The 14,733-nt window shown below is 39.4% G+C and carries 13 protein-coding genes and 2 tRNA genes; 10 read left to right on the top strand and 5 right to left on the bottom strand.

Annotated features, from left to right (window positions below; all coding sequences use genetic code 11):
* Positions 1–8: 8 nt before the first annotated feature.
* Complete coding sequence (locus tag NYP54_RS05680) at positions 9–923, top strand: LPS biosynthesis protein (RefSeq protein ID WP_283155718.1); 915 nt, start codon at positions 9–11, stop codon at positions 921–923.
* Positions 923–1,531, top strand: a complete 609-nt coding sequence (locus NYP54_RS05675; RefSeq protein WP_283155717.1) for a DUF3261 domain-containing protein — start codon at positions 923–925, stop codon at positions 1,529–1,531. Before NYP54_RS05680 ends, NYP54_RS05675 begins: the two co-directional genes overlap by 1 nt.
* Before the next feature lie 153 nt (positions 1,532–1,684).
* Here the strand turns inward: NYP54_RS05675 and NYP54_RS05670 are convergent, their stop codons facing one another.
* The 3 genes from NYP54_RS05670 to NYP54_RS05660 form a co-directional block, all read right to left on the bottom strand.
* Positions 1,685–2,977, bottom strand: coding sequence for a HAMP domain-containing sensor histidine kinase (locus NYP54_RS05670; protein ID WP_283155716.1), 1,293 nt, complete (start codon positions 2,975–2,977; stop codon positions 1,685–1,687).
* A 6-nt stretch (positions 2,978–2,983) separates the two neighbouring features.
* Complete coding sequence (locus NYP54_RS05665; RefSeq protein WP_283155715.1) at positions 2,984–3,688, bottom strand: response regulator transcription factor; 705 nt, start codon at positions 3,686–3,688, stop codon at positions 2,984–2,986.
* A gap of 85 nt (positions 3,689–3,773) precedes the next feature.
* Entirely contained in the window at positions 3,774–5,327 is a 1,554-nt protein-coding gene (locus NYP54_RS05660) for a SulP family inorganic anion transporter (RefSeq protein WP_283157521.1), read from the bottom strand.
* 146 nt (positions 5,328–5,473) lie between these two features.
* On the opposite strand from NYP54_RS05660, the gene NYP54_RS05655 reads away from it, so the two are divergent.
* The 3 genes from NYP54_RS05655 to NYP54_RS05645 all read left to right on the top strand — a co-directional run bounded on the left by NYP54_RS05655 (position 5,474) and on the right by NYP54_RS05645 (position 8,104).
* Positions 5,474–6,883 carry an IS66 family transposase gene (locus NYP54_RS05655; RefSeq protein WP_283155714.1) on the top strand — a complete coding sequence of 470 codons (1,410 nt, stop codon included), beginning with the start codon at positions 5,474–5,476 and terminating at the stop codon, positions 6,881–6,883.
* A 331-nt stretch (positions 6,884–7,214) separates the two neighbouring features.
* Positions 7,215–7,640 (top strand): antitoxin Xre/MbcA/ParS toxin-binding domain-containing protein, encoded by a 426-nt coding sequence (locus NYP54_RS05650; RefSeq protein ID WP_283155713.1) that lies wholly within the window; start codon positions 7,215–7,217, stop codon positions 7,638–7,640.
* Positions 7,640–8,104, top strand: coding sequence for an RES family NAD+ phosphorylase (locus NYP54_RS05645; RefSeq protein WP_283155712.1), 465 nt, complete (start codon positions 7,640–7,642; stop codon positions 8,102–8,104). Before NYP54_RS05650 ends, NYP54_RS05645 begins: the two co-directional genes overlap by 1 nt.
* A gap of 6 nt (positions 8,105–8,110) precedes the next feature.
* Here the strand turns inward: NYP54_RS05645 and NYP54_RS05640 are convergent, their stop codons facing one another.
* The gene (locus NYP54_RS05640) at positions 8,111–8,833 is read right to left on the bottom strand and encodes a DNA-binding protein (protein WP_283155711.1); all 723 of its coding nucleotides are present in this window, start codon (positions 8,831–8,833) and stop codon (positions 8,111–8,113) included.
* A gap of 199 nt (positions 8,834–9,032) precedes the next feature.
* On the opposite strand from NYP54_RS05640, the gene NYP54_RS05635 reads away from it, so the two are divergent.
* From NYP54_RS05635 to NYP54_RS05625, 3 genes are all read left to right on the top strand, one after another.
* The gene (locus NYP54_RS05635; RefSeq protein WP_283155710.1) at positions 9,033–11,276 is read left to right on the top strand and encodes an NADP-dependent isocitrate dehydrogenase; all 2,244 of its coding nucleotides are present in this window, start codon (positions 9,033–9,035) and stop codon (positions 11,274–11,276) included.
* Between the two features lie 72 nt (positions 11,277–11,348).
* A tRNA-Val gene (locus tag NYP54_RS05630) sits at positions 11,349–11,426 on the top strand.
* Positions 11,427–11,582: 156 nt separating this feature from the next.
* Positions 11,583–11,858 carry a helix-turn-helix domain-containing protein gene (locus NYP54_RS05625; RefSeq protein WP_117003486.1) on the top strand — a complete coding sequence of 92 codons (276 nt, stop codon included), beginning with the start codon at positions 11,583–11,585 and terminating at the stop codon, positions 11,856–11,858.
* Positions 11,859–11,975: 117 nt separating this feature from the next.
* On the opposite strand, the gene NYP54_RS05620 is transcribed toward NYP54_RS05625, so the two are convergent.
* Positions 11,976–12,065: transfer RNA gene (locus NYP54_RS05620), tRNA-Ser, on the bottom strand.
* Positions 12,066–12,357: 292 nt separating this feature from the next.
* On the opposite strand from NYP54_RS05620, the gene NYP54_RS05615 reads away from it, so the two are divergent.
* Together NYP54_RS05615 and NYP54_RS05610 are read left to right on the top strand one after the other, a co-directional pair.
* Positions 12,358–13,587 carry an MFS transporter gene (locus tag NYP54_RS05615; protein WP_283155709.1) on the top strand — a complete coding sequence of 410 codons (1,230 nt, stop codon included), beginning with the start codon at positions 12,358–12,360 and terminating at the stop codon, positions 13,585–13,587.
* A gap of 60 nt (positions 13,588–13,647) precedes the next feature.
* Positions 13,648–14,652 (top strand): glucosaminidase domain-containing protein, encoded by a 1,005-nt coding sequence (locus NYP54_RS05610; protein WP_283155708.1) that lies wholly within the window; start codon positions 13,648–13,650, stop codon positions 14,650–14,652.
* Positions 14,653–14,733 lie beyond the last annotated feature (81 nt).

The raw sequence follows: 14,733 nt of genomic DNA, 5'->3' as shown, positions 1-14,733 counted from the left end.
GGTAATCAATGACACAAAAATTACGTTTTTATGCTCCAAAGTACTGGGGTTTGCAACTTGCCTTTCTTTTTTTGCGCGGCTTTGTCTATCTACCCTTTCGTTGGCAGATGAAAATAGGCGCATTGCTTGGGCGCATGACTTATCCATTTTTAAAGCGACGTAAACAGATTACATTAACAAACCTCAAGATTGCGTTTCCGAATAAAAGTGAACAAGAGCTAGAAGATTTATGCAAAAAATGCTTTGAATCCATTGGTATCTCAGGGGTTGAAACGGCGATTGCCTGGTTTATGCCAAAACAGCGTTTTAATAAGATTAAGTTTGATAGCCATGGTATGCAACACTTTGAAGATGCGCATCATGATACTAAGCAAGGGGCTTTAATGCTCGGGGCTCACTTTACTTGTATGGAAGTCATTGGGCGCTTTATTGGTGAGCATTACAGCCCCTTCTATCTTGTTTACCAAAAGCATAAGAATCCCTTGTTTGAACAGGTAATGACAACATCGCGTCAAGCCTATGTTAGCCAATGCCTACAGCGCAAAAATGTCGTATCGATTGTCAAAGCACTTAAAAAAGGTGGCTCGGTATGGTATGCCCCCGATCAAGACTTTGGTGCAGAGCGTAGTATCTTTGTGCCTTTCTTTGGTAAAGAATGCGCGACCTTGGTAGCAACCTCATGGTTGGCAGAGAAAACAGCTGCAAAAGTTGTGCCGTGCTATTATACGCGTAAGGAGGATCTATCGGGTTATGATATCTATGTATTACCCGCACTTGATAACTTCCCTTCAGGCGATGATTATCAAGATGCGCTAAGATATCACCATATTTTAGAGAAAGCGATTACGGATTTCCCTGATCAATATTTGTGGCAGCATCGACGCTATAAATCGCGCCCACAAGGTCAAGCGAGTATTTACTGATGAAAAATTTAACTCATTTTCGTCATGTTTTAATACTACTAATAGGTTGTGTATTGCTATCATCCTGCGCACTATTGCAAACTCGTGCAGTAAATACGCCACAGCTCGAGGTTTTCAAATCACAAAAGCTAAAATTGCCAACGCCAACTGAGCTTGACCTAAACTTTGATGTGACCCAAATTTTAAGCTCACAATATACCATCAAGGGCAAAAAAGAATCCTATGTTGCACAGGTTGAAGTGGAAGCATCAAAACAAAAGATTGTCATTGTTGCTGCTGCAGGTTGGGGTGGCTCGATCTTCTCGCTTGTTTATGATGGGGCTTCTATCAATAGTAGCAGCTTGCCTATGCCACATGCTGATATGGGTGTTAAGCAAAGTCTGGTTGATTTTATTTTTACCTATGCGTCAACAAATGTTATTCATGAGATGCTACAAACAACTGATATTACAATGCAGTCACATAAAAATCAGCGCCAGTTTTACTTGAATGGTCAGCTAGTTATGCAGATTAACTATCAGAATCAGCAAGATCTATATGCAGATGTAAAACTTGAGAATTTTGTTTATCACTATCAAATAGCGATCAAGACGTTAAAAGACAGTTAAATTATATATCCACCCGTTCCCTGAGCTGTATCGAAGGGAATGTGTGGCTTCGACTGACGCTCAGCCAACGTATTATGATTAAAGCAATATCCTCACCGTTCCCTGAGCGAAGTCGAAGGGAGGTGCGTGGCTTCGACTGACGCTCCACTGACGTTAAATAGTAATCGTAATTGACAGCCCACAAGGCTGATTATTTTTAGCCTCAATGCGCCCACCGTGGCTCTCGATGATGTCTTTGGCGATAGATAAGCCAAGACCATTGCCTTTAGAGGAGGAGTTATCACCTTGCTGAAAGGGCAAAAAAATATCGTCTAATTGTGCAGATGGCACACCTGGTCCATCATCGCTGATTTCAATGGTAAGCGTGTCTTTGTATTGCGTGAGTCGCACGCGGACTTTGCTGCCATATTTTAACGCATTATTAATGATATTTGTCAGCGCGCGCTCCATCTCCACTTGTGAGCCATGAATAAAGTAACGATCATAAATGGCAGAAATTTGAATACGCTTAGGATTATGTGATTGATAATTCTGAACAATGTCAGTAACGATTTGGCATAAATCAATGGTGCTTTTAGGGTGTGATAAATGCTTTTGTTTCGCATAATCAATCGTATTTTTTAAGATAAGATCGATATCGTCAATTTGCTCAAAAATGCGTTCTCTCAATCCTGCATCTTCGATTTGATACAGCATAAGATCAATGCGTGTCAGCGGCGTTCTGATATCATGCGCCAAGGTTGCCATGGTTTTCATTTTGACTTCATTTAATGTCTGGATCTTAGCGATTAAGCTATCGATATATTGTGCGGATTTATGCAAGAGATGTAAGCTTGATTGTGTGAAAAAGTTACCACGAATGGCAGGTAAGTTTAGTTGATGTTTTTGCTCAAGTTCAAACAGCCTATTCATCGCCAGAAGTAACTTTCGTCCATTAATCAGATAGATAAGTAAATAAAGCATTACCAGTAATTGTAGCAATACAAATGCTGTGGCAAACCACGGAAAACTAATCGCAGGTAAATAGACAATAATCCACTCTTTCAACTCATTTGAGTAAATCGAGATAATATTATTGCGCCAGAAACGAATATTACTAAGCGCGTGATGCACTTGTTGCGAGTTGATTTGGAGATCATGACTATAGATATAATCAGAGCTGATTTGTGGCTTATCTGCAATAGTAACCACTACACGATTATTACTAAAACGCGGAATAATACTTTTTAGATATTTTTCTTCTTTGGTGGACAGTTTCAAGTGATCGATTTCAGTAATCAAATTAATTAAGTTAATCGCTTCAACGCGTTGATCCTCATTGTGATCAATATACGTATTGGTGTAGAAATAACTAATCAGTACGATGTTGATAATAAAGGCAATGAATAAAAGTAAATTAAAACGTAATCTAGATTTCAAGTTTGGTGAGTTTTTTCTAATCTTCATCATCGGTTAATCAATCGTGATGTTGCTTTTTAAACTATAACCAATACCACGCATGGAAACAATTAGATCATCACTGGCAATGCTTTCAAGCTTTTGACGCAAGCGCGAAATTAAGGTTGAGATAATCCGATCATCGGCAGCAATCGGGCGGTTATAAATCACTTGCGCGATATCATGTTGAGATTTTGCTTCACTGTGATTGTCATTGAGATAACTCAATAAGAGATATTCATTTTTATTAATGCTAATACTTTGCTCAGTATCATGGCGTGAGAGTGTGAATGTCTTGCTATCAATGCGCCAGAGACTTTTCTCAGTATGTGTTTTAGGCTTATAGGCAATCGAGAGAATATTGCGAATCTTGGCAATCAATAAGCGGGTATTAAACGGCTTATGCATAAAGTGCAAGGCACCAAGTTCATAAGATAGAATTTCATCGATCTCATCATCAGAAGCAGTAATGATAATGATGGGAATATTGAGTGATTCACAGATTCTGCGGCAATAGTATTTGCCATTTTCAAATCCAGGCATATTTAAATCAAGAATCATCAAATCAGCAGCAAAAGAGGTGAGAATTTCATCGGCTGCAGGTGGATTAGCAGCGTGTTGTACGTCGTATTGTTCACGTTCAAGAATATGTTTTAATTCTTGGCGAATAATCAGATCGTCGTCAACAATGATAATACGTTTTTTTTCAGTGTCTTGCATGGACTTGGTACTTCAGTACAATAATTGCCAATAATTATATCAGAATAAAATAAAGAATATGACGGTGAATAATGATTAACTGAAACTAACTAAGTTTATCGGTGGCAACATGATAATCAGGATCCTCAAGTACATTGACTTCAACGAGATTCCCGGCTTTGCCTAATAGCTCTTTGCATTCCAGGCTTAAGTGTCTTAAGTGTAATTTTTTGCCAAGGTTGCTATAACATTCAGCAACGTAAGCAATGGCGTCAATGGCGGAGTGATCACTAACACGTGAGTATTTGAAATCAATAATGACTTCAGTAGGATCATCCGCGGGGGCAAAGAGGCTTTTAAAGCGCGTACTTGAGCTGAAAAATAAAGGACCATGCAGAATATATTCTTTACTGCCATCAATATTGATTTTGGTTTCAGCATAGATGTTTTTGGCAGTTTGCCACGCAAAGACAAGGGACGCTAAGATCACGCCAACAATAACAGCAACTGCAAGGTCTGTCATTACAGTGACAACGGTTACGACAACAATGATAAATGCATCATGCAAAGGAATCTTGCGAATGAATTTAAAGCTTGCCCACTCAAAGGTTTCAATCACGACCATAAACATCACTCCGACAAGGGCTGCTAATGGAATGATTTTAATCAGTGGCATGGCGACAACGATAAAAAACAATAAAAATACAGCAGCTGTAATGCCAGATAAGCGTCCGCGCCCGCCGGAGCTGATGTTGATCATGCTTTGACCGATCATAGCGCACCCGCCCATGGCTTTAAAAAAGCCCGAGATAATATTGCCAGCACCTTGGGCAATACACTCTTTGTTGCCACGGCCACGTGTTTTGGTGATTTCATCAATCAAGGTTAATGTCATTAACGATTCAGATAGTCCAATAATGGCTAAAATAAGTGCATAAGGCACAATAATCGTCAGTGCATGCCAAGTAAATGGAATATGTGGAATACTAAAGGCGTGGCTCACAATGTCTTTGCCAGTGCCGATCATATCACCAACGTTTAAGATGTGATTACCTGGTAGTGGGATAAACAGGGCAATTACGGTGACAATGATAATAGCTGTTAATGCAGAAGGGATTGCTTTGGTGAATTTGGGTAAGAAATGTGTAATGAGCATAGCAAGTACGACAAGTCCAATCATCACATATAAGTCAATGCCTTGTAACCAAACTTTATGATCTAATCCAGTTGGCGTGTATTTGAACTGTTGTAATTGTGATAAGAAAATGACAATAGCAAGACCATTAACAAAGCCAACCATAACCGACTTCGGTAGCATACGAATAAACTTACCAAAGCCCAGAAGTCCTATAACAATCTGAATGATACCCGTTAGAATAACGGTGGCAAATAAGTAATTCATGCCTGTAATAGGGTCATTAGGGAAAAGCAGCATAATCGAAACCATAACGACGGCCATTGAACCGGTGGCGCCTGAGATCATGCCTGGTCTGCCACCAAAAACCGCCGTCATAAAGCACATAATAAAGGCTGCATATAAGCCAACAGTGGGGTTGACGCCCGCCACTAGAGCAAAGGCGACAGCCTCAGGGATTAGGGCTAAAGCGACAGTGACACCGGATAAGAAGTCGGTCATGTGTTTGCCATCTTGATTGGGCATTAAAAAGCGATTAACACGTTGTAATAACATAAATATAAGAAGTTTTGTAACTACCCAGCAGGTTAGATTTTGATAAACAGTAATTTTTGGCAATTTTTCCAGATTTGATGTTTTCATTTGCAAATAAATATGGCGTAATTTGATTGATGGATATGAAACTAGAAAAAATGATTCAAGAGCTATTGGCTAGAATCGACACGCTTGAGCGTGAAAATGCTCGATTAAAAGAGGAGATTGAGCAACTTAAGAAGCGGCTTTCCAAGAATAGTCGTAACAGCTCAAAACCGCCTTCAAGCGATGGTTTGTCACGTCCTAACAAAAATAACAGTGTCAGCGAAAAAGGTAAACTTAAATCCAAGGCTACCAAGAAGAAATCAGGTGGTCAAAAAGATCATAATGGTAGCAATCTTTGGCAAGCTAAACCAGATGAAGTCGTGACTAAATCTGTAACGAGTTGCGATCATTGCCAGAGCGATTTAAGTGACACAAAAGCACAAGGCTATGTAAGACGCCAGTTACATGATCTACCTGAAATGCCAAAGCTTAAGGTGATTGAATATTGTCATGAGAAAAAGTGTTGTCCGAACTGTCAGAAATATACGACGGCAAGTTTTCCAGAAGGTATTAATGCGCCAGTGCAGTATGGCAATAACCTAAAAAGCTATACGACGTATTTGCAAAATCAACACTTTATTCCTGAGCAACGCGTTCAGCAGTTGTTAGAGGATTTATTTGGTGTCAGTGTAGCAAAAGCCAGTATTGCAGAGTTTAGTCAAACATGTGCTGATCAATTGATTGAGTTCGAGCAAATGGTGTTTGATAAGCTAAAAAGTGCTCCAGTTAAACATCTAGATGAAACTGGTTATCGCATATGCTCAAAAACCCAATGGTTACATGTTTGTTCAAATGCGGACTATACTTTTTATCACGTGAGTCCTAAGCGTAAATCTCTACTGACTGGTCTAACAGGTGTGGTGGTTCATGATCATTGGAGATCCTATTTTACACTTGAAGGTGTAAGTCATGCATTATGCAATGCTCATCACTTGCGTGAGTTACGATCTTTAGCTGAAGATGGCGAGATTTGGGCAAAACGTATGATGAGATTATTGAGGAAGAGCTGTCACTTGGTGAATATATCTGATCAATCAGTGTTATTGCCTGATAAACAGGCTTTAATCAGCAAAATTTATGATCGGATTGTAGCTGATGGTCTTAAATACCATGAGATTTTGATGCCTTTAGCAAGCACTGGTAAACGAGGTAAGAAAAAACGACGAACGGGGCACAACTTATTATTACGATTGCGTGATTACAAGAATGACGTGCTTAGATTTATCTATGATTCAGAAGTTCCTTTTACTAATAATCAGGCTGAAAATGACTTGCGCATGATGAAGGTAAAACAAAAGGTATCAGGCTGTTTTCGTAGTGAAACTGGCGCTCAAAAGTTTGTGCGTATTCGCACATTATTATCGACTGCTCGCAAACAGGGTTGGAAGATTATTGATACCATTGCGGATGTCTTTAATGGCAAAGTTCCACAGTTCAATTAACAAGCTGCTGGGTAGTTACGAAGTTTTTTATAAAGGTCGCATTCTACTATGATATACACCCAATGTCCTGAAAACTCCCTATTTTTTATTAAGCCCTTATATAGTTAAGTTTTAAAGGTCTCCATCCTGGCAAACTGGATTGCCGACTTCCCTGTCGACAATGACGTCATTGCTGCAGGATGCAGGCAATCCATCACCATGGATGGTAAGCTTAGCAAATCCATATTGTTAATTTTTTGGGGAGTTTTCAGAATGTCCTTGAATAATTGACTGGATTTTTTTGGCAAGTTGTCCTAATATTTTGGACAAATTTCCATTGTGGAGTTAGGTTATGCAGCTAGTAGATAATTTATTGGGTCGCGCTAATTTTAAAAATAAACATATACACGCAGAGTCTGATTTATATGAAGAGATCAATCAAGGTATTAAGTCTGCAGCTATTTTGCGATTTGCCAAATCAAGTGGTTTAACAGAAGAAATTGTATCATCACTTATTCCGATTAATCGTAAAACCTATTTGCGTAGAAAAGAAATGGGTATGTTGGATGCAAAAGAATCTGATCGTTTGATATTGATTGCAAAAGTATATGCACATGCGCTTGAAGTATTTGGTACTAAGGAAAAGGTTAATAATTGGCTTGCAACAAAAAACCTTGCGTTAGGCGAAAGAACGCCGCTTGAGCTTCTCAAGAATTCTTTGGGTTGTCAGATTATTGATAATTTGCTCTATCGCATTTCCTATGGGATATATAGCTGATGATTGCTTGGCGTATTACGCAAAAGCGATTTGCAGATCCGCCTTTAAATGGTTTGGGTGGGCTCTTTGCTTCAGGTCGTTGGCATAGCCGTGGTCAGCAGGTTATCTATATGGCGGAGTCACAATCCTTAGCTATTTTAGAGTCGTTAGTGCATTATGATCCAGCTAATGCACCGATCGAGCAGGTGATTATCTCAGCTGATATTGCTGCAGTGTCTTTGTTAACAGCAGCAGACATTGGTTTAGATAATAACGATATTCGTGGCATGCATGTGTATGATCTGCGCGCTCTTGGTGATAACTGGCTTAAGCAAAAAACCAGTTGTGTACTGAAAGTCCCTTCAATTATTATGCCATTTGACGAGTATAATTATCTTATTAACCCCTTGCATCAAGACTTTGCCAAGATTAAAAAGATTAAGTTAACAGACTTTAGATTTGATAAACGCTTATTGAGATCGTAAGTTAGTTTATGAACGCTTTTTCTCAGCTAATGCATTATTTGATTTTTCAAGCTGTTTGCGATAGTACTCAAGTGTTTGCTCGGATTCGCGCTTCAATTGACGAATTTGTCCATTTAAGAAAGCAATTTGCCCTTCTAAAGCATCACGCAAGTCTGAAATACGCTGAGTTGTTTGCTCTTTGAGTGTTTCTGCATAAATACGCGCTTCTTTAGCAACTTGCTCGGCTGATTCGCGACGAGTTTGCTCTTTAACTAAAGCGGCATATAGCTTACGCACTTTAAGCTCAGGGTTGCTTTCGTTTAAAATCATGCTCCACTCATCAGACATGCTGCTAAGAATATCACTGCTTAATGCGTGAGAGCTCGTAAGAAGTGCTTGAATTATTGGGTCTTGTGCCTTCATTGTGCCAGTTACAGCTGATGGTTTGTCGCTAACTATTGCTTGAGGCTTTTCTTTAAGAGTTTTTGCTGCTTTTATTTTTGCAGTCGCGGTGTTTTCTGAGATAGGTTGCATAGTGTCTTCTGTGTTCTTATGAATGGTTGCCGGTTGTGCGGCTGTTTGATCAGTTGCACGCTCTTCACGCCACTGTTTTAAAAATTTACTGATAGTCGTTGGGCTGCCGCGACCAACTGTATCACGAACATTATTTATGCTAGGAGTCATGCCTTCTGCTTCTAGCTTGGTAATCGCTTCGAGTATATCTTCGTAAGAAATGCCTGGACGAGCCATGGTTTGTTATATCCTTAATCGAGTAATTGATTTAACGAAAATTTAAAGAGAATTAATATCTACAATCCATGGCGATTATAGCAAGATATTCAATTGCGTCAAACATAAGATAGGCGTCAAGCATATATTTTGTTATGATAAGGCGCGAATTTAATGTAGCAATCACTGATTGATATCCACAATATAAGAGGACATAAGCATGAGCTCAACAAAGCTAATTTATACCCATACAGATGAAGCGCCAATGCTGGCAACTTATTCATTACTGCCGATTATTGAAGCGTTTACTAAGCCTTGTGGTATAGATGTTGAAACAAAAGATATCTCACTTGCAGCAAGAATACTTGCGCATTTCCCAGAGTCATTAACAACAGAACAGCGTCATGAAGATGAGTTAGCTATTTTAGGCGAATTAGCTAAAACACCAAATGCCAACATCATCAAGCTGCCAAATATCAGTGCATCAATCCCACAATTGCAAGCGGCAATTGCTGAGTTGCAAGCACAAGGATATCCGATTCCTGATTATCCAGTTGATGCCAAAACAGCTGAAGAAAAAGAAACAAAAGCGCGTTATGCTAAAGTGCTAGGCAGTGCCGTTAATCCGGTATTGCGCGAAGGAAATTCAGACCGCCGTGTAGCTAAGGCGGTAAAAGAATATGCCAAAAAACATCCGCACTCAATGGGTGCGTGGGATAAAGGCTCTAAATCACATGTCGCACATATGTCAGGTGATGATTTTTATGGTAGCGAAGTATCAACTGTTATCGCTGATGATACCAAAGTGAAAATTGTATTTACCGATAAAGCAGGACAAAGTGAAACACTTAAGTTAGATTTCCCATTATTAAAGGGCGAGGTGATTGATGCGTCTAAAATGTCGGTTAAAGCCTTAAGGTCATTTTTTGCTGAGCAAATTGATCTAGCGCAAAAAGATGATGTATTGTTGTCACTGCATATGAAAGCAACAATGATGAAAGTGTCTGATCCAATTATTTTTGGACATGCAGTGAGTATTTATTACCAAGATGTCTTTAACAAATATGCAGATGTTTTTGCCAAGCTTGGTGTGAATCCTAATAATGGTATTGGCGATGTTTATGCCAAGATTAAGAGCTTGCCAGAATCTGAGCAAGCTGCGATTAAACAAGATCTTGAGAATGTTTATAAGATGCGCGTTGAGCTTGCGATGGTGGATTCTGATAAAGGCATTACCAACTTGCACGTGCCAAATGATGTCATTATTGATGCGTCTATGCCAGCGATGATCCGCTCTTCTGGCAAGATGTGGGGACGTGATGGCAAATTGCATGATACCAAGGCGATGATTCCTGATCGTTCATATGCTGGTGTTTACCAAGAAACAATTGATTTTTGTAAAGAACATGGCGCTTTTGATCCAACAACAATGGGTAGTGTTGCCAATGTCGGTTTAATGGCAAAAAAAGCAGAAGAATACGGCTCACATGATAAGACGTTTGAAATCACGGCTGATGGTAAAGTTAGTGTTATCGATGCTAATGGCAATACGCTATTAGCTCATGATGTTGAAAAGGGTGATATCTGGCGTATGTGTCAAACCAAAGATGTTGCGATTGAAGACTGGGTGAAGTTAGCGGTGTCACGTGCGCGCATTACCAACATACCTGTTGTGTTCTGGCTAGATGATAAGCGTGCGCATGATGCTAATTTGATTGCTAAGGTAAAAACATATCTTAAAAATCACGACACCAATGACCTTGAGATACATATCATGTCACCTGTCGAGGCAACGCGTTTTTCACTTAAAGCGATCAAAGCAGGTAAAGATGTGATCTCAGCAACAGGTAATGTATTGCGTGATTATCTAACGGATCTATTCCCAATATTGGAATTAGGTACTAGTGCTAAGATGTTATCGATTGTGCCATTGCTAGCAGGAGGTGGATTGTATGAAACGGGTGCCGGCGGTTCAGCCCCTAAGCATGTACAGCAATTAGTAGCAGAGAATCATTTGCGTTGGGATTCATTAGGCGAGTTCCTTGCATTAGCTGCCTCTTTAGATGATTTAGCCAATAAAACAAATGATGGTAAAGTGCGCGTATTAGCCGATGCGCTAGATCAGGCAAATGCTAAGTTCTTGGATAAGAATAAATCACCATCACGTAAAGTCGGTGAGCTTGATAATCGTGGTAGTCATTTCTATTTGGCGATGTATTGGGCTGAAAGCTTGGCTAAGCAGACACAAGATGCGCAATTGGCGCATGTCTTTAAACCTGTAGCAGCAGCGCTTCAAGAGAATGAAGCTAAGATTGTTGCTGAACTTAATGACGCGCAAGGTGTTGCAGTTGACATTGGTGGTTATTATCACCCGAATGCACAGAAAATTGAAAAAATAATGCGCCCAAGTGCCACACTTAATCAGGTTATCAATAACTTGGCAAAAGAGCCTCTTAGCGCTTAATTATTAAAGTTGGCAGAAAATCACGAAATGGGCTTGTGATTTTCTATAAACGAATTATAATCTCCGCTCATTGGTCGCTTAGCTCAGTCTGGTTAGAGTACTACCTTGACATGGTAGGGGTCACTGGTTCGAGTCCAGTAGCGACCACCATCTTTAAAGCCTTTTTTGTAAGAATTTCCAATAGTTTAAAAATTAAAATAACAGCTGCATTATTTTTATAAGGTTACAAAAAGGATCAATTATATCCTAGTGTGATCTGATGATTTGTGTAAATTTTAAATTTTTGCTACATGAAGGAGGTTAAAAGTGAATCTTAAACAGTTAAAAGAGCAAGCCTTTAAAAATGATAATGTCAAGCATGAATACAATAAGCTTGGTGCGGAGTTTGAGCTGATTAATGAGTTAATACATCTCCGTAAAAAATCAGGTCTTACTCAAGAGCAAATAGCTTTGAAGATGGGCACCACAAGAAGTAATGTGTGTCGGCTAGAGAAGCTTGGAACTCACCCAAAAGTCAGCACATTAGAAAACTATGCCAGAGCTTGTGGATTTAAGCTGGGGTTCAAGTTTAGTCACTTATAATCTGGCGACTAGACATGGGAGCATACTTTAAGGGTATTTTAAAATTATATTCACTATTTAAAACGTGCTGCATCTATTGATTTATAAAGGTTTGAGTGATGTTGAAATAATTGATTCTGGCGGAGGGGAAGAGATTCGAACTCTCGATACGCGTTAACGTATACACGCTTTCCAGGCGTGCTCCTTCAACCACTCGGACACCCCTCCAGAAAATTAACTTGTTCAACTCGTGGTTGATTTGTTACTAAACTCGATCATCGTGATCTTGTTAAGTAACCCGGCCTTTCGCTCCTGCTACAGGCGCTCATTAGCTCGCAGCTCAGTCGCTGCTCGAGGGTCCAATTCGCCCACTCGGACATCCCTTACAGAAACTTCATTAAGCTAATGCTGTATAAAAGCATGTGCATCCTAGCAAAGTCGATCCTAGAAAGCAAGGCGCTTGACATCTTAAAATATCTGGGTAAAGTCGGTGCAAATTAATTTTATCTCGCATCTTAAAATGCATAAAAATACAAACCACTCATTACGTGCTTGGCTTTCAATGTTTGCCGCAGCACTTTTCTTTTTTTATTGGTTTATTCAGTTATCACTTAATAACACGCTGATTGACTATTATATTGCGCGTTACCAAATCGGTTCATATGGATTATTTACGTCGATGTATCTGATTGGTAATGTACTGATGTTTATTCCAGCAGGCGTAATTTTGGATCGTTACAATAGCAAAAGAGTGATTGTGTCGGCACTTATTGTAATGTTGATTGGGGTGGCAATCATGACATTTGTCAGTAATCAGTTTATTGCTTACGCCTGTATGCTATTAGTCGGATTTGGCGGTGCTTTTACCTTATTGTCCTGTGTACGTGTGGCAACGAGCTGGTTTGAGCATGGACGAGTCGGGTTCCCCATCAGTATGGCGATTACGATTGCCTTTTTAGGAAGTTACTTAGGAAATGCCGGTGGGCATGCGCTGTTGGTATATTCTGACTCTGGGCAGGTCGTGCAAATCACTAATATTGTTATGGGGCTTGTGATTATTGCGTTGACATTACTGCTGATTCAAAAGAAACCACAGAGAAATGAGCAAAATGAGCAAAATAATAAATCACAGCAGTCAATTTGGCGTGCGTTTAAAAATTTACGTTATGTGGTGAACAAAAAACAAAACTGGCTAGCGGCACTTTATATCTCACTAATGAATTTCCCTGTGATGATTCTGGAATTTAGTTTTGGGCAGGCGTTTTTAAGGCATAGCTTTAGCATCAGCGCACAAGACGCGGCGATGATTGCGGGGATTATTAGTATTGGTTATATGATTGGAGGACCTTTATGGAACAAGCTTTCAGACTATTATCGCTCACGCAAGCCTTTTATGTTGTTGGGGGCGAGTCTCTCATTGGTGGTAACTTTGTTATTGCTTAATGCAAATCTTAGCTATCATGCGTTGTTTGTGATCTTCTTTTTTATCGGTGCGTTAACTGCAGCGCAAAATATTGGTTATCCCGTTATTGCTGAGTCAAATCCAACAGAGATTGCCGCTTCAGCAACTTCATTAGGCTCTTTAATTATTATGGGTGGTGGCGCCTTAGCACAGATTGGCTTTGGCATGCTTGAGCAATCATTAAGTTTTCGTGGTGCTTATATCGTTATTCCAGTATGTATTAGCATTTCATTGCTATTGGTTTTCCTGATAAAAGAGCCAAAACGCACAGAAATAAAAGCGGAATAAGTCTAAGGCGACTATACTCTAAGCGGTAAAATGTCCGCATAGCATGTAAAGAGAAAAGAGATGGCAAGAATAAATAGTATTAGAAGTATTAAAAGTAACAGCATTATATTTATGGTCGTGCTTTTAAGTGCGTGCACAACAGCAAATAATATGCCAGATTCATCAGGTTATTCAGTGGCGCAGAAACAGCAAAAAGAGCAAAAAGAGCAAAAAACGCAAAAACAGCAAATGCATGCAGAAAGAAATACAGATATTAACGAGCATGACGTTTTAACAAAACTGAATTTGCCGCCAAGTTGTAGTTATGATAGCGCTTATAAGTACTTAGTATTAAAGGGTGACGCGATTGATAGGATTGCTCATCGTATTGGTGTTTCATCTCAATGTATTGTGCAGATGAATAATCTTGAGGATAATGACTTATCTATTTCACAAGCGCTGCGACTGCCGAAGCAAGCATTTATTAATACGATGCTTACTAAGATGTGTCCGATCAATCGACAGATTCTCAAAGATCGAGACTTTTTATTAACATTAGAATCAAAGCCTACTATGACATCACAAGATAAAGTGCGCTTGCACGAGTTGGCAGATGTTTATGCATTACAAGCTTATGCAAAAAACGCTAGCAGTTTGATTAATCATCTATTGTTAAGGGTGAATGTTATTCCTGAAAGCTTGACTTTGGCACAGGCAATTGTTGAGAGTAATTGGGGTGGTTCGCGTTTTGCGTTGCATGGTAAGAATTATTTCGGATTACATTGCTTCTCACAAGGTTGTGGTATTGCACCTAAATATCCAACATCAGGAGTGATTGATGAAGTCAGTAAATTTACGGATGTGAGTGCTGGCATTGCAGATTATTATCGAGTGCTTAATACTTTGGCGCCCTATGCTGAGTTTAGAGAACAAAGAGCACAGTTGATTATGTTAAATGGCTATGACTTAGCAGATTATTTGCAGTCTTATTCAGGTTTAAAAGGTGACGAATATGCGACGATTCTAAAGACTGTTATGCGTCATAATAATCTTGGGCAATATGATGGTTTATGTGAAAAAATCTAGGTGCTTTAATGCTCTTTTTATATTAAATAAAGTAAAAATTTATGTGTTTTACTGTTTAGCTTATGTCAATAATGGCTATAC

It is taken from the genome of Cysteiniphilum sp. QT6929, assembly GCF_030035755.1.
Lineage (GTDB): Bacteria > Pseudomonadota > Gammaproteobacteria > Francisellales > Francisellaceae > Caedibacter > Caedibacter litoralis.
The sequence above is the reverse complement of the archived record's forward strand: the minus strand, read 5'-3'. Positions and strand labels throughout refer to the sequence as shown.

Coding starts and splice junctions, on each gene's coding strand:
- NYP54_RS05675 (WP_283155717.1), top strand. CDS start 923: ATGAAAAATTTAACTCATTTTCGTCATGTTTTAATACTACTAATAGGT.
- NYP54_RS05615 (WP_283155709.1), top strand. CDS start 12,358: ATGCATAAAAATACAAACCACTCATTACGTGCTTGGCTTTCAATGTTT.
- NYP54_RS05665 (WP_283155715.1), bottom strand. CDS start 3,688: ATGCAAGACACTGAAAAAAAACGTATTATCATTGTTGACGACGATCTG.
- NYP54_RS05650 (WP_283155713.1), top strand. CDS start 7,215: ATGCAGCTAGTAGATAATTTATTGGGTCGCGCTAATTTTAAAAATAAA.
- NYP54_RS05640 (WP_283155711.1), bottom strand. CDS start 8,833: ATGGCTCGTCCAGGCATTTCTTACGAAGATATACTCGAAGCGATTACC.
- NYP54_RS05655 (WP_283155714.1), top strand. CDS start 5,474: ATGGATATGAAACTAGAAAAAATGATTCAAGAGCTATTGGCTAGAATC.
- NYP54_RS05635 (WP_283155710.1), top strand. CDS start 9,033: ATGAGCTCAACAAAGCTAATTTATACCCATACAGATGAAGCGCCAATG.
- NYP54_RS05645 (WP_283155712.1), top strand. CDS start 7,640: ATGATTGCTTGGCGTATTACGCAAAAGCGATTTGCAGATCCGCCTTTA.
- NYP54_RS05610 (WP_283155708.1), top strand. CDS start 13,648: ATGGCAAGAATAAATAGTATTAGAAGTATTAAAAGTAACAGCATTATA.
- NYP54_RS05660 (WP_283157521.1), bottom strand. CDS start 5,327: ATGCCCAATCAAGATGGCAAACACATGACCGACTTCTTATCCGGTGTC.
- NYP54_RS05670 (WP_283155716.1), bottom strand. CDS start 2,977: ATGAAGATTAGAAAAAACTCACCAAACTTGAAATCTAGATTACGTTTT.
- NYP54_RS05680 (WP_283155718.1), top strand. CDS start 9: ATGACACAAAAATTACGTTTTTATGCTCCAAAGTACTGGGGTTTGCAA.